We start from the raw sequence: 19193 nt of genomic DNA on the forward strand, positions 1-19193 counted from the left end.
AGACCCGTTTCGACTCGCTCCGCTCGCTCAACGAACGAAAGGAAAACCACCCGCACCACCGAGCCCTCCCTCCCGTTCGTTGAGCGCGGACGGCGCAGCCGACCAAGTCGAAACGCAGCCCGTCACAAAGACCCGTTTCGACTCGCTCCGCTCGCTCAACGAACGAAAGGAAAACCACCCGCACCACCGAGCCCTCCCTCCCGTTCGTTGAGCGCGGACGGCGCAGCCGACCAAGTCGAAACGCAGCCCGTCACAAGACCCGTTTCGACTCGCTCCGCTCGCTCAACGAACGGAAGGGGGCTCCGCAAGCCGGACGAACGCGAGGGGCTCCGCTCGGCGCCCGATCCGGCGGGGTCAGATGACGGAGGCGCTCCAGGGATCCGGATGACCGAAACGATGCGCGGTGATCGAGATGGACTGCTCGTGCACGAAGGGCAGCAGCTCGATACGGCCCGCCGAGGTCACCTCGCCGTCGTGGATCGCGACGTCCGGATCGCCGCCCAGAGCCTCAGCGAGGGCGCGGTGCGCGGATCCGACCGCATCGCGTGATCCGACGAGACGGACACGCGACGGCCTGGCCGGCGCATCGAGAGCATCCTCGGCGGGACTGAACCGCTCGAGCCATTCGTCATCGCTCTCCACCGCCACCGGCACCCCGAGCTCGCCCAGCGTCCGACGAACATCCGCCGGCAGACCGGCGGCCGTGCTCAGGAACAGGTCCGATCCGGCGCGGAGAGCGGCGACGACGACGCGCAGCATCTCGTGCACGCCGGCGTCATCGGTCGCGCGGATCGACACCGGGACCGGCCGATACCGGAACAGGTTCCGCTCCACCTCGAGACGAGACACGTCCCGCACCTGGCCGAACTCGCGATCCCAGGCGATCGCGTCCGAGAGGGCCGCGCGGCGGAGCCACTCGAACCGCTCGTAGTCGAGCGAGGGCTGCGCGGACTCGATGAGGTCGGTGATCCGCGAGTCGAGACCGCGCAGATGCAGAGTGCTCGACATCGGTCCCCCGCCGCTCGCGCGCCACGTCCCCAGGCCGATGAGATGATTCGGACCGCCCGCCTTCGTCCCCGTTCCGACCGAGGATCGCTTCCAGCCGCCGAACGGCTGCCGCTGGACGATCGCGCCGGTGATGCCGCGGTTCACATACAGGTTGCCCGCCTCGACCCTGTCGAGCCAGTACGCGAGCTCATCCGGATCCTGCGTGTGCAGACCGGCGGTGAGGCCGTACGGGACGCCGTTCTGCAGCTCGATCGCTCGCGCGAGGGTCGGCGCGTGCATGACGCCGAGCACGGGACCGAAGAACTCCTCGGTATGGAACCGGGATCCGGGCAGGACGCCGACGCGGATGCCGGGGGTCCACAGCCGGCCCGTCTCATCGCCCTCGACCGCCGCGGGCTCGACGAGCCATTCCTCGTCCGCGTCCAGCTCGCCGAGGGCCCAGGCGAGCTTTCCCTGCGGCCGCTCGATCAGCGGCCCGACGTCGACGCGAGGATCAGAGGGCCATCCGACCCTGAGCGACCTGGTCGCATCGACGAGCTGCCTCGCGAAGCGCTTCGATCGTCCGACCGGACCGACGAGGATCGCCAGGGAGGCGGCCGAGCACTTCTGCCCTGCATGTGAGAACGCGCTGCGGACCAGGTCCGCGACGGCCTGGTCGAGATCGGCGGACGACGTGACGACGATCGCGTTCTTCCCGCTCGTCTCGGCCTGCAGGGGCAGATCGGGGCGCCAGGAGCGGAACAGGGCAGCGGTGTCCCAGGATCCGGTGAGGATCACCCTGTCGACATCGGGGTGCGCGATGAGCGCACGTCCGAGCTCGCCCTCGTCCAGGCCGACGAGGGACAGCACGTCTCGGGGGATCCCCGCCTGCCACAGCGTCTCCGCGATGACGGCCGCCGTGCGCCTCGCCTGCGGAGCAGGCTTCAGGATGACGCCCGACCCTGCGGCGAGCGCGGCCAGCGCACCTCCCGTCGGGATCGCGAGCGGGAAGTTCCACGGGGGAGCGACGACCGTGACGCGGGAGGGGACGAACGCGGCTCCGCCGACCGCATCCAGCTCTCGCGCCTTCGCGCTGTAGTAGCGCGCGAAGTCGACCGCCTCGCTGACCTCGACGTCGCCCTCGGCGAGCACCTTGCCGGTCTCCGCCGCGGCGACCTCGATGAGCTCCGCGCGACGCGACTCCAGCGCGACGGCGACGCGCAGCAGGATGTCGGCGCGCTCCGCGGCGGGGCGCGATCCCCACCCCGGCGCCGCGGCGCGGACGCGCGCGACGACGCTCTCCACCCCGTCGGCATCCGTGATCCGTGCAGCGCGCGCCTCCTCGACCCCGAGCGACGACGTCGCGATCCCGGAGCGGATGTCATGCGCCCACGCCCTGTTCGCCGGCAGGGACAGATCGGTGTCCGGCGTGTTCTCGAAGCCGGGGGCTCCGCCGCTCTCCGGCTCGGATTCCAGGCGGGAGTACACGGCGGTCTCGACGAACGGCTCGTCCTCCGAACCTCGCGAGATCCCCAGCACGATGCTCGTCAGATCCGTGTCCGCCGCAGGCACGGTCACCGCAGGGCGAACGGACTCGTGCACCGGGGCCCGACGGTCCTGAGTGCGCAGCGGGAAGGCGTCAGGGTCCCGTTCCCCCGCGCGGTCCAGGGCGTCGAGGAAGCGATCCTGCTCGCGGTGGAAGAGGCGCTCGTCCTCGGCGAGGTGGAATGCGGCGGAAAGGAAGTTCGCCGGCGACGCGTTCTCCTCGAGACGGCGGGCGAGGTAGCCGATCGCGACGTCGAACTCCCCGGGCTCGACGACCGGCACGTACAGCCGGATCGGACCGACGTCCTCGGACACCCGCCGCATCTGCGCCTCGGCCATGCCGAGCAGCATCTCGAACTCGACGCCCTCCGTCACCTGCCGATCCTCCGCGAGCAGCCAGGCGTAGGCGATGTCGAACAGGTTGTGCCCCGCGACGCCGATCCGGACGGCGGCGACGCGCTCGGGGCGCAGTGCCTCGTCGAGCAGCCTCAGATGGTTCGCATCCGTGTCGAGCTTGGTCGCATAGGTCGCCGCGGGCCATCCGTGCATCACGGCGTCCACCCGCTCCATCGCGAGGTTCGCGCCCTTGACGATGCGCACCTTGATCCTCGCGCCGCCGTGCTGCACGCGCTCGGTCGCCCAGGCCGTGAGCTCACGCAGCGCGGCGAGCGCATCCGGCAGGTACGCCTGCAGGACGATGCCGGCTTCGAGTCCCGCGAGCCTCGGATCCTCCAGGATGCGCGTGAACACCGCGATCGTGAGGTCCAGGTCGCGATACTCCTCCATGTCGAGATTGATGAAGGTCGCGTCGCCGGCCGCGGTGACGTACAGCGGGAGCAGGCGCTCGACCACGGCATCGACGACCTCGTCGAAGGACCAGGGGTCCGGATGGCTGATGATCGAGGAGACCTTCACCGACACGTCGTCGACATCGGATCGCCGGATCAGTTCATGGATGCCGTCGAGTCTCCGCTTCGCCTCGGCCTCGCCCAGCACCGCCTCGCCCAGCAGGTTCAGGTTGATCTTCGCGCCGGTGTCGCGGATGCGGGCGATCTCGGCCCCCAGCCTCGCCGGTCGCGCGTCGACGACGAGGTGGCCCACCATCTCGCGCAGCACGCGCCGCGCGATCGGCACGGTGGGGGCGGGGAGAGCGGGCGCGATGCCCCCTCCGAGGCGGACGGCCCCGCGGAGGTACCACGGGAGGAAGTCCGGCACCAGCGGTGCGATGCGCTGCAGGCGGGAGGCGGCGGCCGTGAGACTCTCCGGGCGCATCACCCCGTCGACGAAGCCCAGGGCGAACGGCAGACCGTTCTCATCGCGCAGCAGGTCGGCGAGCCGCTGGGCAGCGGGATCGACCTCGACGATCGCGGCCTCGGCGACCCAGCGCCGCACCCGCTCGATCGCTCGATCGGCGATCGGGTTCGTCGGCGTCGTGACCTGCTCGGGCATGCCCTCAGCCTAGGTATGCCTCGCCCCGGATCCGTTGAGGCGCAACGAGGGCGCGGCGTACTGCTGCTCGGGGATCACCGCCATTGCCAGGTGTCGAGCACCTGCTGGATGAGCTCGTCGCCGTTCTCGTAGGGGGTGACGATCGAGATGATGAACAGCTGCACCTGCTCGCCCTCCACGTCGTAAGGGGCGGGAGCGTAGGCGGTGATGAACGCCTTGGTCTCGGTGAGCTCCGCGTCGCTGTCGATGCGGGTGACGTCCGCCGGCACACCGCCGAGGGTCGCCTCCTCGTGCAGGCTCTCGATCTCGCCCTGCGGCGCGAAGTACGACTCCTCCAGGGCGTCGACCACGGCGACCGGGTCGGTGCCGGGGGCGTAGCCCTCCGCGGTGCTCACCCGGATCGGCTCGACGCCGATCTGCCCGAAGATCGCCCCGACGCCGGTCGGGGTCACGTTGCCCTCGGCGTCCGACTCGCCCCACAGCTCGAGCTTGCCGTTGCACGCGGCGACGGCGTCGGCGGAGATGTTGTCCGTGAAGTGCTGCGGGCCGTCGTACGACCAGCACGGGGTCTCGATCAGCTGACCGGAGACGACCGAGAACTCCGTCTCGTCGAAGGCCGCGTCGCCGGCGTCCTCGTCGACCGGAGCGCTGGACTCGATCTCGTCGCTCCACTGCTCGATCTGCTCGGCCGTGCTCTGCGCCGCGAAGGGGAGGACGAGGAACCAGAAGACCGCGACGACGATGCCCGTGAGCAGGGCGATCCCCGAGAGCACCAGCCCCGTGATCGACAGCCCGCGGCCGCGAGCGCGACGGACGGCGAGAATGCCGACGACGATGCCCGCCACGGCGAGCACGAGCCCGAGCACCGGGATGAGGGAGGTGAGGAACGCCGCGATCCCGACGATGAGCGCGGCGATCGCGAGCCCGCCGGCTCCGGTGGAGGGGGTGGGCGGGCCGGCGAACGCCGATGGCGCGCCGTAGCCCGCGTACTGCTGCGCATGGGCGACCGCCTGCTGCTCGCCGGGCACGGGAGAGGAGGGATAGGCCGCCGCCAGGCTCGGGTCGGGGAAGCCGCCCGGCTGCCCGTGCCCCGTCGCGCCGTAGAGATCGCCGGGATTCGGGTTCTGCGGCGTGCCGTCGCCGTTGCCATCGGACATGTGCGTTCCTCCGTGTCGTCCGGTCGTCGCTTCTCCCCCGCGACCGTATGCTCAGAGCCTAATCCGTGCGCGAAGGAGGCTCCACCGGATGCGCGCGGGTCACGCCCAGGTGCTGGGCGCCGCGTCCCTCGTCGACGGCAGCGCGGACGCCGTCGCCCATTCGTGCATCCACGGCTCGACGTCCGGAACGCCCTCCGGGCGCCCGACGGCGGCGAAGAGCTCCTCGTGGGAGAGCGTGCCGCCGGAGCGCTTCAGCATCCTGGCCCGCACGATGACACGGGTGTAGATCTCGCCGCGGACGACCGCGCGGTGCTCCAGGTAGATCGCCTTGTCGTCGTGGCCGAGCAGCCGGGACTCGACGTCGAAGCGCTGCCACAGCTGCAGCGACTTGCGGAAGGTCACCGTCTCGCTGGCGACGACCGCGTACCAGCCGTTGCGCCTCATCGCCTCGAGCATGCCTGTGCGCACCAACAGATCCCATCGCCCGAGGTCGAAGAGCGACAGGTAGCGGCCGTTGTTCATGTGGCCGAGGACGTCGATGTCGGTGGGCAGCGTCGTCAGCCGGATGCGGCCGACGGCTGCCGGATCGAGCGGTCCCTCCCTGCGCAGGAGGCGGCGCGCGCGGCGCATGACCAGGAGGGTTCGCCAGATCACGTTCACGAGGAGAAACGGTATCCAAGGACGCACGATCCGCGAATTCCTTTGTGCGAAGACGACAAGCATCAGCGCACGCCTTCGATGTCCCGTCCTTCTACACGAGGTAGATTTCCGGTTCCGGATGCCCACGCGTAGAGTCACGGCATGAGCGCCGAAGCCCAGCCAGAAGTCATTGTCCGTCCGGTCCGTGATGTGGACGCGGAGGCTCTGGGTCGTGTGCACGCGCAGTGCTGGCACGAGACCTACGACCACCTGATCAGCAAGGCCGCTCTCGAGAAGATCTCCCCTCGCCGCATGGCGGAGCTGTGGACGCACTGGGCGGCTCAGGGCCCCGAGTTCCGGATGAGCGCCGCCCTCGTCGACGGAGAGATCGTCGGCTTCGTGGGCTCCGGCCCCGCCCGCGACCGGGATGCTCCTTCGCTCCGCGAGCTGTACTTCATCTACCTGCTCGACGCCTGGCACGGCACCGGCATCGGGCAGCGCCTCTTCGACGCCGCCGTCGAGAAGGACGAGCCGCTGTACCTGTGGGTCGCCGAGGACAACCCGCGCGCGCACCGCTTCTACACGCGCAACGGCTTCGCCCTCGACGGCGCGGCGCACACCGAGCCGTTCCTCGGCGAGACGCTGACCGAGGTCCGCTTCGTCCGCTGAGTCGTCCGACTTCAAGACGCCGAGACCCCTCCCAGAGCGACCTCGTCGCATCACCGTCGCTGCGACGAGGTCCCACTGTCGTGGAGGGGTCTCGGTGATGGTCAGCGCCCGGAGACGTTCCCGAAGATCTTCGCCATCGGGGCGATGATCAGAGGGCGGACGGCCAGCCACGCCGCACCGACCACGGCGAGCGAGGCGAGGAACACCCAGAATCCGGTCCAGCTCACGAGGTCCTGACCGGCGTACATGTGGTTGAGGTTGCGCAGCGCGCCCGTCGCCATCACGAGGATCACGTGCACGACGATGAACACCACGAAGTACAGCATCACGGGGAAGTGCACGGCACGCGCCCACTCGACCGGATACAGCCTGTTCAGCCTCGCGGCGCCCTTGGGCCAGAAGCCGGACATCCGCACCCCGGTGATCGTGGCCAGGGGAGCGGCGATGAAGATGGTCGTGAAGTAGGCGAGCTGCTGGAGGCTGTTGTAGTTCGACCAGCCGTTCTCGTCGGTGGGCCAGTCCAGGGAGACGTACTGCAGCGCGGCCGAGAGGGCGTTGGGGAACACCTCCCAGCTCGTCGGGACGACGCGCACCCAGTGCCCTGTGCTGAACAGGAGCACGACGAAGACCGCGCCGTTGACGAGCCAGAGCACATCGAGGGCCTGATGCAGCCAGAGGGTGAGGCTGATCTTGTGCTTGCGATTGCGCCGGGACGTCCAGAACGCGGTCGGACGCTTCTCCCGGCGCACGGTGAGTCCGGTGCGGATGATCAGCACCATGAGGAACATGTTGAAGAAGTGCTGCCAGCCGACCCAGCCGGGGATGCCGGGCTTCGTCCCCTCTGGCAGCTCGTACTGCCCGGGGAACGCCGCGAGGAAGTCCTGGACGAACGGGGTGGGCATGATCGTGCGCACGAGCGCGACCGCCGCCACGGCCAGGATGCCCAGGCCCGCGAGTCCGAACAGGCCGGCGACCGTCTGCAGGCCGGTGGGGCGCTTCCGCCTCTGCTCCGCCGGGGCGGCGATCCGGCGCGGCGCCGTGCCGTGCCAGACCGTGCGGGCGGAGGGCAGCGGTCCGCTCGGAACGGCGACGGTCGCGGCGGAGCCTGCGGAGGATCCCGTCTCGACTCGCTCCGCTCGCTCGAGGACCGGGGAAGACGCGACCGGGACGGATCCCGCCCCCTCTTCCTGCTCGGCGAGTGAGGACGGCGCAGCCTCCTCCTCCCGCTCGTTGAGCGAGGACGACACAGCACTTTCCCCCCGCTCGTTGGGCGAGGACGGCGCAGCACTTTCCCCCCGCTCGTTGGGCGAGGACGACACAGCCCCTTCCCTCCGCTCGTTGAGCGAGGACGACACAGCCGACCGAGTCGAAACGGAGCTCCTGACCACGACAGTGGACGCCGGCGGCCACGCCTCACCACCCACCACACGCGGAAGACCACGACGAACACCGGAGCCCGCGGGGAACCCCGTTTCGACTCGCTCCGCTCGCTCAACGACCGGAGTGGGAGCCGCACCCTCAACGACCGGAGTGAGTCCCGCGCCCTCAACGACCGGGGAGAACCCCTCCGCCGCAGCGGTCGGAGCCGCCCCTTCCCCCCGCTCGTTGAGCGAGGACGGCGCAGCCGACCGAGTCGAAACGGAGCTCCTGACCACAACAGTGGACGCCGGCGGCCACGCCTCCCCACCCACCACACGCGGCAGACCACGACGCACACCCGAGCCCACGGCGAACCCCGTTTCGACTCGCTCCGCTCGCTCAACGACCGGGATCGGTGCTGCGACCGGGGTGGATGCTGATCCCTCAACGACCGGGGTGGATGCTGCGACCGGGGTCGGCGCCGCCGGCGCAGAGGTCGGCGCCGCCCCTTCCCCCCGCTCGTTGAGCGAGGACGACGCAGGCGACCGAGTCGAAACGGAGTCACCCGCAAGGACGGCCGACGCCGGTGGCCACGCCTCCCCACCCGCCACACGCGGAAGACCACGACGCAGCATCCGACTACTTCTTCCGAGCTTCGAGGGCCTCGATCACCTGCGGGACCACCGTGAACAGATCGCCGACGATGCCGAAGTCCGCGATGTCGAAGATCGGCGCCTCGCCGTCCTTGTTGATCGCGACGATCGTCTTCGCCGTCTGCATGCCTGCACGGTGCTGGATCGCGCCGGAGATGCCGAGCGCGACATACAGCTGCGGCGACACAGAGACGCCGGTCTGGCCGACCTGATGCGCATAGGGGATGTAACCGGCATCCACCGCCGCTCGGGAGGCGCCGATCGCTGCGCCGAGGGCATCCGCGAGCTTCTCCACGAGGGCGAACTGCTCCTTCGATCCGAGGCCGCGTCCGCCGGAGACGACCTTGGCGGCTCCGCGAAGCTCAGGGCGCGAGGACGCCTGCTCGACGATCTCGACCGGGCCGGCCGTCGCCGCGGGAGCCCCGGATGGCGTCACCGCCAGCTCCTCGACGACCGGAGCGGCGACGGCTTCGGCCCGCACTTCCACCGCGCCCTGCCGGACGGTGATGATCGGCGTGCCGAAGGTGGGCGCGGAGTCGACGAGATAGGCGCCGCCGTACACCGAGTGATGCGCGACGACTCCCTCCTCGTCTCGCGAGACGCCGATCGCGTCGACGGACAGCGCGGCCCTGATCCGCACGGCGAGCCGGCCTGCGACGTCCCGGCCGATGATCGAGTTCGACACCAGCACGGCGTCCGGCCGCACCTGGGCGTATGCCGCCTGCAGCGCATCGACGACCGGCACGACGAGCATCGCGTCGTCGGCCGGCGCGGTCAGGACGACCGATGCGCCGGCAGCGGCCGCCGCGTCGACCGCGATCTGAGAACCGCCGGGGACGAGCGCGATCGGCGCGCCGATCGTCGACGCCGCCCCGATGAGCGCGGCCGTGCTGCTGGCCGCCTCTCCCTCCGGCGTGACGTCCACGAGGACGAGGACGGGGTTCTCCGGGTACGCCATGTCACACCAGCCTGTTCTGCACGAGGTACTCCGCCAGCTGCGTGCCGGCATCCCCCTCATCGACGATCTTGACGCCCGCGGCGCGCGGCGGCTTCGCCGCGACGGCGGTCATGATGGTCTGCGGCGCGGCGCCGGGGTCGGCCGAGACGCCGAGGTCGGCGAGCGAGAGCACCTCGAGGGGCTTCCGCTTGGCGGCCATGATGCCTTTGAAGTTCGGGAACCTCGCGTCCGGCAGCGCTTCAGTGATCGAGATGACCGCGGGCAGCGGCGCCGAGACGGCCTGCGCTCCGGCATCCGCCGCACGAACGCCGGAGACGCCGTCGGCCGTGATCTCGACGGCGCTCAGGGCGGTGGCCTGGGCGTAGCCGAGATGTTCGGCGAGCATCGCGGGGATCACCCCGGCCGAGCCGTCGGTGGAGAGGTTCCCGGTGATGACGAGATCGGGCGAGGCCCGGCGGATGGCCGCGGCCAGCGCCTCGGCGGTGAGGCCCAGATCGGCCCCGGCGAGCTGCTCGTCCACGATGTGGACGGCGGACTCCGCGCCGATCGCCAGAGCGCGGCGGACGGACGCGGTCGCTCCCTCCGGAGCCATCGCAAGAGCGACGACCTCGGTGCCGTCGTTCTTGTCCGCGTAGGAGAGCGCGACCTCGAGGGCGCGTTCCGTGATCTCGTCCAGGACCACATCACCGGCTCCGCGATCGGCCAGGCCGGTCTCCGGATCCAGCTTCCGATCGCCGTAGGTGTCCGGAACCTCTTTCACCAGGACGAAGATCTTCATCGACTGCTCCTCACGCCAGTTTCGAGCTTATCCGCATCACCGTCAATGTAGCCACAGTGGAGGTGCGACAGCGTTCACGGACGACTCTGGCCCGGCTTTTGTATACATTGTCAGCCTCTTCCGCCGAGCTGGACGTCCTCGCGACGCCGACGCGGACGAGACGGCCGGGGCGGGGCGTCGCGCGCCGTCCCCGTCCGACCGGCCCCGCCGCTACCGTAGAACCGTGCCGGCTCATCGACCCCTGCCGATCGATCCGCTCGCCGAGGCGAAGCGGCAGTGGATCGCGCACGGGTGGACGGATGCCGCGGACGGCATGACGCTCGTCATCTCGGTCATGCGGGCGCAGCAGCTCCTCCTCGCGAAGGTGGAGGGCGCACTCAAGCCGTTCGGCCTCTCCTTCGCCCGCTACGAGGTCCTCCGGCTGCTCGCCTTCAGCCGCGGCGGACGGCTGCCCCTGTCGAGCGTCGTCTCGCGTCTCCAGGTGCACGCGACGACGCTCACGAGCACCGCGGAGCGCCTGGTCCGCGACGGGCTCGTCGTGCGCGAACCGCATCCGCACGATGGCCGCGCCGCCCTGCTCGCGCTGACGGACGCCGGCCGCGCCCTGGCGGACCAGACCACAGCGGCGCTGAACGAAGGGGTCTTCTCCGCCCCGGGTCTCGACGCCGCGGACACCGCGGATCTCGTCGCGATCGTCGCGCGGCTCCGCAAGGACGCCGGCGACTTCACCGACCCTCGGCCGCAGCCGGATCCGCTCTGATGGCGCGTTTCGTGCTCGAGCGGGTGATCCGCGCGTCGCCGGAGCGGACGTATGCGGCATCCCTCGACCCCGGACTGCACGTCCGGTCGATGGCGCGGCACGGCGAGACGATGGTCGAGAGCCCGGAGGGCGGCGTCTTCGCAGAGGGATCGACGGTGACCTGGCGCGCCTGGCACTTCGGCATCCCGTTCCGGCTCCGATCGGTGGTCTTCGATCTCGATCCCCCGCACGGCTTCCGCGATCGGCAGATCGCAGGACCCTTCGCCTCCTTCCTGCACGAGCACGTCTTCGAGCAGCATCCGGACGGCACCCTGATGCGCGACACCGTGACGTTCCGCTCGCCCTTCGGCCGCCTCGGCGCCCTCGTCGACCGCGTGTTCCTGGCTCGCTACATGCAACGCCTCATCGCGACCCGCAACATCGTGCTGGCCGCCGAGGTCGAGTAACCTCTCGGTTCGAGTCGCGCAAATGGTCCCATCGGAACAGGAAATGCGACCATCTGCGCGATTCGAACGGGGCCGCTCAGCGGTTCCGGAACTCCGGCGCGCGCTTCTCGCGGAAGGCGGCCATGCCCTCCTTCTGGTCGGCGGTGTCGAACAGGGCGGCGAAGGCCTGCTTCTCGTGCGCGAGCCCCTCGGCGAGCGTGGTCTCCATGGCGGCGTCCAGCGCTGCTTTGGCCGCATGGACGCTGGGCAGGCTCTTCGCCGCGATCCTCTCAGCGAGAGCCGAGGCCTCGGCCAGGAGCTCGGATGCCGGCACGACGCGCGACACGAGCCCGGCCCGCTCCGCCTCCTCGGCACCCATCATCCGACCGCTGAGGATCAGCTCCGCCGCCTTGTAGTACCCCACCGCTCGGAGGAGCCGCTGCGTGCCGCCCATGCCCGGGATGACCCCGAGATTGATCTCGGGCTGCCCGAACCTCGCGGTGTCGGCCGCCAGGATGATGTCGCACATCATCGCCAGCTCGCATCCCCCGCCGAGGGCGAAGCCGCTCACCGCCGCGATCACAGGCGTCCGGACGGCGGCGAAGCGGTTCCACGCGCTGAAGTGGTCGGTGGCGAGCATCTCGGATGCCGTCATCGACTCCATCTCCTTGATGTCCGCCCCTGCCGCGAACGCGTTCTCGGAGCCGGTGACGACGATCGCGCCGATGCCCTCGTCCTCGTCGAAGGCGGCGGCCGCCGCCGTGACCTCCTCCGACACCTGCGCGTTCAGGGCGTTCATCGCCTGAGGCCGGTTCAGGGTGATCCATCCGACGCGTCCGCGCTGCTCGACGAGGATGGTCTCGTACTCGGTCATGCCTGTCCTCTCCGTCGGGAATGCCTCCAGTCTGCCCCTTGTGCGCTCGTCGGGCGCCGTTTTCGCCCCGGCCGCCTGCAGCCTGCTCGCTCGACGGGCAGAAGGCGCGACCGCGCCCTCGCTCGACGGGCAGTGGCGCGAGTGCGGCCGACCTCGTCGCACCCGGGCGCTCCCGCTCCGCTCGTCGACCGAGCGGAGCGGATCGAGGCGTCGTGACCGCCTACCGCTCCCGGATGTCGGTGATGATGCCGGAGAAATCGCGCCCTGCGCCATCGCCGGCGGCGAAGGCCGCATAGATCTGCTGGGCGAGGCGCCCCATCCGCGCATCCGTCGCCGTCTGCTCCATCGCCTGCACCGCGAGGCCCAGGTCCTTCGCCATCAGGGCGCCCGCAAAGCCCGGCCGATAGTCGCGGTTCGCCGGACTCGTCGGCACCGGTCCCGGCACGGGGCAGTTCGTCGTGATCGACCAGCACTGCCCCGACGCCTGCGATACGACGTCGAACAGGGCCTGGTGCTCGAGTCCGAGGCGCTCGCCGAGCACGAACGCCTCGGCGACGGCGATCTGCGACGCCGCGAGGATCATGTTGTTGCAGACCTTCGCGGCCTGTCCGAGCCCCGGCCCTCCGCAGTGCACGATGCGCCTTCCCATGACCTCCAGCAGCGGGAGGGCCGCGGCGAAGTCCTCGTCGGATCCGCCGACCATGAACGCGAGCGACGCACTCTCCGCCCCGACCACGCCTCCGGACACCGGGGCATCGATGCTGCGATGTCCCGCGGCGAGCGCCAGCGCATGCGCCGCGCGAGCCTCGTCGACCGCGATCGTCGACGACTCGATGAACAGGGCGCCCGACCGCGCGGAGGCCAGGAGCTCCGCACGGTAGGCCGCCAGCACGTGCGCTCCGGTCGGGAACATCGTGATGACGACCTCCGCGTCGGCCACCGCATCCGCCCCGCTTCCCGCGAGAGGGATGCCTGCCGCCGCGGCGGCCTCGCGAGCCGCCGGGACCACGTCGAAGCAGCGCACCTCGTGACCGGCCTTCACGAGATTGCCCGCCATCGGCATGCCCATGTGGCCGAGTCCGAGGAACGCCACCACGGTCATGACGCCGCCCTCCGCTCGTCCACGACGTTCCGCGGATGCTCGCCCACGATATTCCGCGGATGCTCGCCCACGATATTCCGCGGATGCTCGTCCACGACGTTCCGCGGATGCTCGTCCACCGCGCCCCGCGCTTGCGCGCCCGCTGCGCTCCGCATCGACGCGGACCCCGCGGGACGCAGCATCTCCCTGCCGACGATGAGACGCATGATCTCGTTCGTGCCCTCCAGGATCTGATGCACGCGGAGATCGCGTACGACCTTCTCGATGCCGTAGTCCTGCAGATACCCGTATCCGCCGTGCAGCTGCAGCGCCCGGTTGGCGACGTCGAATCCGGCATCCGTCGCGAAGCGCTTGGCCATCGCGCAGCGCATCGTGGCATCCGGTGCGCGCTCGTCCACCGCCTGCGCGCCGTCGCGCACCATGAGCCGCGCGGCCTGGAGCTCGGTGCGCATGTCGGCGACGGCGAACAGGATCGACTGCTTCTCGGCGAGCGGCTCGCCGAAGGCCTCCCGTTCGTGCACATATCGCACGGCACGGTCGAGCGCCCACTGCGCGCCGCCGAGGGAGCACGCAGCGATGTTCAGCCGGCCGCCGTTGAGCGCGGACATCGCGATCGCGAAGCCCTGCCCCTCCGCGCCGAGCAGCGCTGACGCCGGCACGCGCACGCCATCGAGGACCACCTGCCTCGTGGGCTGCGCGTGCCAGCCCATCTTCTTCTCCGGCGCCCCGAAGCTCAGGCCGGCGGCCTCGCCGGGAACGAGGAAGGCGCTGATGCCGCGTGCGCCCGGCGCACCCGTGCGCGCCATCACGATGTACACCGCGGCCTCGCCCGCGCCGGAGATGAACTGCTTCACGCCCGTCAGCACGTAGTCCCCGCCGTCGCGCACGGCGCTCGTCGAGATGTTCGCGGCATCCGATCCCGCACCGGGTTCAGTCAGGCAGTAGCTGCCGAGATCGTCCATGGCGGTGAGCCGCGGCATCCACTCCGCACGCTGGGCGGGGTCGCCGTAGGCGTCGATCATCCCCGTGACCATGTTGTGAATGGAGATGTAGGCGGCGACGGCCGGATCGCCCTTGGCGAGCTCCTCGAAGATGGCCACGGTGTCCTCGCGGCTGAGCCCCGTGCCGCCGAACTCCTCGCGCACGGAGATGCCGCCGAGGCCCAGGGCGCCGGCGCGGCGCAGCGACTCCCGGGGGAACAGGTGCATCTCGTCCCGTTCAGCGGAGTACGGGGCGAGCTCCGTCTCGGCGAACTCGCGCACCGCCGAGAGGATCGCGGATCGCTCCTCGGCGGTCGTGGTGGTCAGGGTCATATCTCTCTGCTCCTGCATTCGTATCGGTCGGGGGCGGTGATCAATGCATGGTGGGGATGACGAAGCTGGCGCCCGCGTCGGCCGGCGCCGAGGCGTTGCGCAGCCCGCTCGAGGGCCATCGGCTCGTCACGGTCTTGGTCCTGGTGTAGAAGCGGAAGGCGTCGGCGCCGTGCTGGTTGAGGTCGCCGAAGCCCGATCTCTTCCAACCGCCGAACGTGTAGTACGCCAGGGGCACGGGGATCGGCACGTTCACGCCGACCATGCCGACCTCGACGCGGGCGGCGAAGTCCCTGGCGACGTCCCCGTCGCGGGTGAAGATCGCGACGCCGTTGCCGTACTCGTGATCGGAGGCCATCCGGAGCGCCTCCTCGTAGTCCGTCGCCCGCACGATCACGAGCACCGGGCCGAAGACCTCCTCCCGATAGATCGCCATCTCGACGGTGACATGATCGAAGAGGGTGGGACCGAGGTAAAATCCGCCCTCGTAGCCGTCCACGGTGAACCCGCGCCCGTCGGCGAGCAGCGTCGCCCCCTCGTCGACGCCCTGCTGGATGCGCCTCTCGACGCGCTCCACAGCAGCCCGGGTGATGAGCGGGCCGTAGTCCGCATCGGATGCGCGGGACGGGCCGACCCTCAGTCGCGCCACGCGCTCGGTGAGCTTCGCCGCCAGCGCATCCGCGGTCGCCTCTCCGACGGGGACGGCGACCGAGATCGCCATGCAGCGCTCTCCGGCGGATCCGTAGCCGGCGCCGACAAGCGCATCGACGGCCTGATCGAGATCGGCATCCGGCATGACGATCATGTGGTTCTTCGCCCCGCCGAAGCACTGCGCGCGCATGCCGTTGGCGGCCGCCGTGGCGTAGACGTGCTCGGCGACCGGCGTCGATCCGACGAATCCGACGGCCTTGATCCGCTCGTCGGAGAGCAGGGCGTCAACGGCCTCCTCGTCGCCGTGCACGACGTTGAGGATGCCGGCGGGCAGTCCCGCCTCGAGGAAGAGCTCTGCGATGCGCACGGGTACGGAGGGGTCGCGCTCGCTGGGCTTGAGGACGACGGCGTTCCCCGCCGCGAGCGCGGGACCCGCCTTCCACAGCGGGATCATGGCGGGGAAGTTGAAGGGGGTGATGGCGGCGACGACGCCGAGGGGCTGACGCATCGAGTACACGTCGGCGCCGGCGCCGGCGCCGGTGGAGTACTCGCCCTTCAGCAGGTGCGGTGCGCCTGCGGCGAACTCGATGACTTCGAGACCGCGCTGGACGTCCCCCCTCGCATCATCGACGGTCTTGCCGTGCTCGCTCGCGAGGAGCTCGGCGAGCGGGGTCGTCTCGCGCTGCGCGAGCTCGAGGAAGCGCAGCAGCACGCGTGCGCGCTTCTGAGGGTTGGTCGCCGCCCACTCGGGCTGGGCTGCCTGCGCGTTCGCGACCACGTCACGGACCTCGTCCGCAGATGCCAGCGGCACCTGCGCCTGCACAGAGCCGGTGCTGGGGTCGAAGACGTCACCGAAACGGCCGCCGCGCGGCATCAGGAGCGATCCGCCTACGAAATGAGGGACGATACGGGTCATTATGTCGTGCTCCTTCGTGTCTTCATTGGCACAAAAGCAGTCTACTTTGCTCTCCTGATATTTACTAGGTCATCCTAGTATCTGGAGTCGATGAGTGAATCACTCCCACTTCGGACTGCGCGACGGCGATGATGGAGGGATCGTCTGGCACGGCATGGATGCCGGCCGCAGACAGGAGCACACGATGACGGACGCATACATCTTCGACGCCGTGCGCACGCCGCGCGGGCGGAACAAAGGCGGAGCCCTGCACGGGATCAAGCCCGTGGATCTCGTCGTCACGGTGATCGACGCCCTCCTCGAGCGCAATCCCGGCGTCGACGCGAGGAGGATCGACGATCTCGTGCTCGGCGTCGTCTCGCCGGTCGGCGAGCAGGGCGGCGACATCGCCAGAGTCGCGGCCCTCGTCTCCGGCCTTCCGGAGAGCGTTCCCGGCGTGCAGATCAACCGGTTCTGCGCCTCGGGACTGGAAGCGGTGAACCTCGCGGCGCAGAAGGTCGCCTCGGGCTTCGAGGAGCTGGTACTCGCCGGCGGCGTCGAGTCGATGTCCCGGGTGCCGATCGGCTCTGATGGCGGTGCATACGCACAGGATCCGACCACGGCATACGACAGCTACTTCGTGCCGCAGGGCATCGGCGCCGACCTCATCGCCACGCTCGAGGGCTTCAGCCGGCAGGACGTGGACGCCTTCGCTGCCCGCTCCCAGCAGCGTGCCGACACCGCGTGGCGAGAGGGCCGGTTCGCCCGGTCGATCGTGCCGGTGCACGACCTCAACGGGGTGCTCGTGCTCGACACCGACGAGCACCGCCGGCCGGGATCGACAGTGGAATCCCTCGGCCTGCTGCCGGCCAGCTTCGCCACGATCGGGGAGGAGAGCGGATTCGACGCCGTCGCGCTGCAGAAGTACCACAGGGTCGAGCGCATCGCGCATGTGCACGGTCCTGGCAACTCCTCCGGCATCGTCGACGGCGCAGCCCTGCTGATGATCGGCTCGGCCGCTGCGGGGGCGACCGCCGGTCTCACGCCGCGTGCGCGCATCGTCTCCACGGCCGTGGTGGGATCCGAGCCGACCATCATGCTCACCGGCCCCGCCCCGGCGACCAGGAAGGCCCTCGATCGCGCCGGTCTGGGTGTGGCCGATATCGACCTGTTCGAGCTGAACGAGGCGTTCGCCGCCGTGGTGCTGAAGTGGCAGCGGGATCTCGGCATCCCGGATGACAAGGTCAACGTCAACGGCGGTGCGATCGCGCTCGGGCATCCGCTCGGCGCCACCGGCGCGATGATCCTCGGGACTCTGCTCGACGAGCTGGAGCGCCGAGAGCTCAGGCGCGGCCTCGCGACGCTGTGCGTCGGCGGCGGCATGGGCATCGCGACCATTATCGAACGGGTGTGAGGGGGACCATGAGCGCGACGGAGTACACGGGATACGCCTGGACGAAGGACGCCGACGGCGTCGTCACGGTGACGATGGACGATCCGACCTCTGCCGTCAACACCATGAACGCGCACTTCGAGCACGCGTTCGAGGCCACGATCGACCGTCTCGAGGCCGAGCGCGAGGAGATCGCGGGAGTGATCCTGACCTCCGCGAAGAGGAGCTGGTTCGCCGGCGGCGACCTCGCCCTGCTGCGAGCGGCCGATCCCGCGAAGGCTGCAGCCGAGACCGCCCACATCGAGCACGGCAAGTCCGTGCTGCGCCGCCTGGAACGGCTCGGGAGACCCGTGGTCGCGACCCTCAACGGCACGGCTCTGGGCGGAGGGCTCGAGATCGCCCTCACCGCCCACCACCGCATCGCCGCCGGCGATGCGGTGGACGCCCGTTTCGGGCTGCCGGAGGTGTCGCTGGGACTGCTGCCCGGAGGCGGAGGCGTCACCCGGACCGTGCGGATGCTGGGGCTCCAGAAGGCGCTGCAGGAGGTCATCCTGCCGGCGAGGCGCTTCGACGCCGCCGATGCGCTGGCTGTGGGAATCATCGACGAGATCGTGCCCTTCGCCGAGCTCGATGCCGCCGCACGCGCCTGGATCGCTGCGAACCCGCATCCGGTCAAACCCTGGGATGAGAAGGGATTCCGCCTGCCGGGCGGCTCGCCCTCGTCCCCCGCGATCGCCGGGATGCTTCCGATGCTGCCCGCCCTGCTGCGCAAGCAGCTCAGAGGCGCCCCGATGCCCGCTCCCCGCGCCGCGCTGGCCGCCGCCGTCGAGGGCGCATACCTCGACTTCGACTCGGCCTCCACCGTGGAGACGCGGTACTTCGTGAGTCTGACCCACACGCAGGTGGCGAAGAACATGATCAAGGCGTTCTTCTTCGATCCCCAAGAGCTGGGCCATACGGCCGCGCGCGCCGTTGAACCCGCGATCGGGGCATACGTCGCCGAGGCGATCACCGCCGTGGGCGAAGGCGTCGAACCGGCGTCCGTCGAGCAGGCCGCCCTGCAGGCGGGCTTCGCGACGAGCGCCCTGAGACTGCTCGACGACCGCGGCCTGTCGGCGCTGGGCGCCACCGGGCATCCGGCCGAGGCGGTCGTCCGCTGGATGATCGCCTCGGCCGGGCGTCACGGCCGCGCCGCGGGCGGCGGCTTCTACGAATACGAGGACGGCGAGAGGATCAGGATCTGGCCCGGCCTGCGCGAGAGGTTCGGCTCCGGGCGAACGGTGCTGCCGCTGATCCAGCTGCAGGAGCGGATGCTGTTCGCGGATGCGCTCGCGGCGATCAGACGCCGGGAGAGCGGCACGCCCTCCTCGGTCGCCGAGGCGAACCTCGACTCGATCCGCGGCATCGGCTTCCCTCCGTGGACCGGCGGAGCGCTCCAGTATGCGAACCAGTACACGGGCGGCCTGGCGGGTTTCACGGCACGTGCCCAGGAGCTGACCGCCGCCTACGGGGAGCGATTCCAGCCGTCGCCCGCGCTCATCGCCCGAGCCGCGAGCGGCGAGGAGTATCGGTGAGCGGGAGCGCGACAG

15 protein-coding genes are annotated in these 19193 nt (G+C 70.3%); 5 read left to right on the top strand and 10 right to left on the bottom strand.

Annotated elements, in window-relative coordinates:
- Positions 1 to 354: 354 nt before the first annotated feature.
- The 3 genes from ACYVGQ_RS01710 to ACYVGQ_RS01720 all read right to left on the bottom strand — a co-directional run bounded on the left by ACYVGQ_RS01710 (position 355) and on the right by ACYVGQ_RS01720 (position 5798).
- Positions 355 to 3981, bottom strand: coding sequence for a proline dehydrogenase family protein (locus tag ACYVGQ_RS01710; protein ID WP_460782768.1), 3627 nt, complete (start codon positions 3979 to 3981; stop codon positions 355 to 357).
- Positions 3982 to 4055: 74 nt separating this feature from the next.
- Entirely contained in the window at positions 4056 to 5138 is a 1083-nt protein-coding gene (locus ACYVGQ_RS01715) for a DUF4190 domain-containing protein (RefSeq protein WP_460782769.1), read from the bottom strand.
- 99 nt (positions 5139 to 5237) lie between these two features.
- On the bottom strand, positions 5238 to 5798 hold the full coding sequence (locus tag ACYVGQ_RS01720) for a thioesterase family protein (RefSeq protein WP_460782770.1): 561 nt from the start codon (positions 5796 to 5798) through the stop codon (positions 5238 to 5240).
- Positions 5799 to 5939: 141 nt separating this feature from the next.
- On the opposite strand from ACYVGQ_RS01720, the gene ACYVGQ_RS01725 reads away from it, so the two are divergent.
- Positions 5940 to 6446, top strand: a complete 507-nt coding sequence (locus ACYVGQ_RS01725) for a GNAT family N-acetyltransferase (protein ID WP_460782772.1) — start codon at positions 5940 to 5942, stop codon at positions 6444 to 6446.
- 101 nt (positions 6447 to 6547) lie between these two features.
- Here the strand turns inward: ACYVGQ_RS01725 and ACYVGQ_RS01730 are convergent, their stop codons facing one another.
- The 3 genes from ACYVGQ_RS01730 to ACYVGQ_RS01740 form a co-directional block, all read right to left on the bottom strand.
- Complete coding sequence (locus tag ACYVGQ_RS01730; protein WP_460782773.1) at positions 6548 to 7693, bottom strand: cytochrome b/b6 domain-containing protein; 1146 nt, start codon at positions 7691 to 7693, stop codon at positions 6548 to 6550.
- A 751-nt stretch (positions 7694 to 8444) separates the two neighbouring features.
- Entirely contained in the window at positions 8445 to 9416 is a 972-nt protein-coding gene (locus ACYVGQ_RS01735; protein ID WP_460782774.1) for an electron transfer flavoprotein subunit alpha/FixB family protein, read from the bottom strand.
- A 1-nt stretch (position 9417) separates the two neighbouring features.
- Entirely contained in the window at positions 9418 to 10194 is a 777-nt protein-coding gene (locus ACYVGQ_RS01740; RefSeq protein WP_460782775.1) for an electron transfer flavoprotein subunit beta/FixA family protein, read from the bottom strand.
- Between the two features lie 223 nt (positions 10195 to 10417).
- Between ACYVGQ_RS01740 and ACYVGQ_RS01745 the strand changes: the two genes are divergently transcribed.
- Positions 10418 to 10954 carry a MarR family winged helix-turn-helix transcriptional regulator gene (locus ACYVGQ_RS01745; protein WP_460782776.1) on the top strand — a complete coding sequence of 179 codons (537 nt, stop codon included), beginning with the start codon at positions 10418 to 10420 and terminating at the stop codon, positions 10952 to 10954.
- Entirely contained in the window at positions 10954 to 11400 is a 447-nt protein-coding gene (locus ACYVGQ_RS01750; RefSeq protein ID WP_460782778.1) for an SRPBCC family protein, read from the top strand. The genes ACYVGQ_RS01745 and ACYVGQ_RS01750 overlap by 1 nt, the downstream gene beginning before the upstream one ends.
- Positions 11401 to 11476: 76 nt before the next feature.
- Here the strand turns inward: ACYVGQ_RS01750 and ACYVGQ_RS01755 are convergent, their stop codons facing one another.
- From ACYVGQ_RS01755 to ACYVGQ_RS01770, 4 genes are all read right to left on the bottom strand, one after another.
- Complete coding sequence (locus ACYVGQ_RS01755; RefSeq protein ID WP_460782780.1) at positions 11477 to 12253, bottom strand: enoyl-CoA hydratase; 777 nt, start codon at positions 12251 to 12253, stop codon at positions 11477 to 11479.
- A 220-nt stretch (positions 12254 to 12473) separates the two neighbouring features.
- A complete protein-coding gene (mmsB, locus tag ACYVGQ_RS01760) occupies positions 12474 to 13355 on the bottom strand; it encodes a 3-hydroxyisobutyrate dehydrogenase (protein WP_460782781.1) in 882 nt (293 codons plus the stop codon).
- On the bottom strand, positions 13352 to 14668 hold the full coding sequence (locus ACYVGQ_RS01765; RefSeq protein WP_460782782.1) for an acyl-CoA dehydrogenase family protein: 1317 nt from the start codon (positions 14666 to 14668) through the stop codon (positions 13352 to 13354). The genes mmsB and ACYVGQ_RS01765 overlap by 4 nt, the downstream gene beginning before the upstream one ends.
- Before the next feature lie 40 nt (positions 14669 to 14708).
- A complete protein-coding gene (locus ACYVGQ_RS01770) occupies positions 14709 to 16232 on the bottom strand; it encodes a CoA-acylating methylmalonate-semialdehyde dehydrogenase (RefSeq protein WP_460782783.1) in 1524 nt (507 codons plus the stop codon).
- Positions 16233 to 16416: 184 nt separating this feature from the next.
- On the opposite strand from ACYVGQ_RS01770, the gene ACYVGQ_RS01775 reads away from it, so the two are divergent.
- Entirely contained in the window at positions 16417 to 17625 is a 1209-nt protein-coding gene (locus ACYVGQ_RS01775; RefSeq protein ID WP_460783910.1) for an acetyl-CoA C-acetyltransferase, read from the top strand.
- An 8-nt stretch (positions 17626 to 17633) separates the two neighbouring features.
- Positions 17634 to 19178: an enoyl-CoA hydratase/isomerase family protein gene (locus tag ACYVGQ_RS01780; protein ID WP_460782784.1), complete on the top strand. Its 1545-nt coding sequence runs from the start codon at positions 17634 to 17636 to the stop codon at positions 19176 to 19178.
- The last annotated feature ends 15 nt before the right edge of the window (positions 19179 to 19193 follow it).

The organism is Microbacterium tumbae (assembly GCF_054780175.1).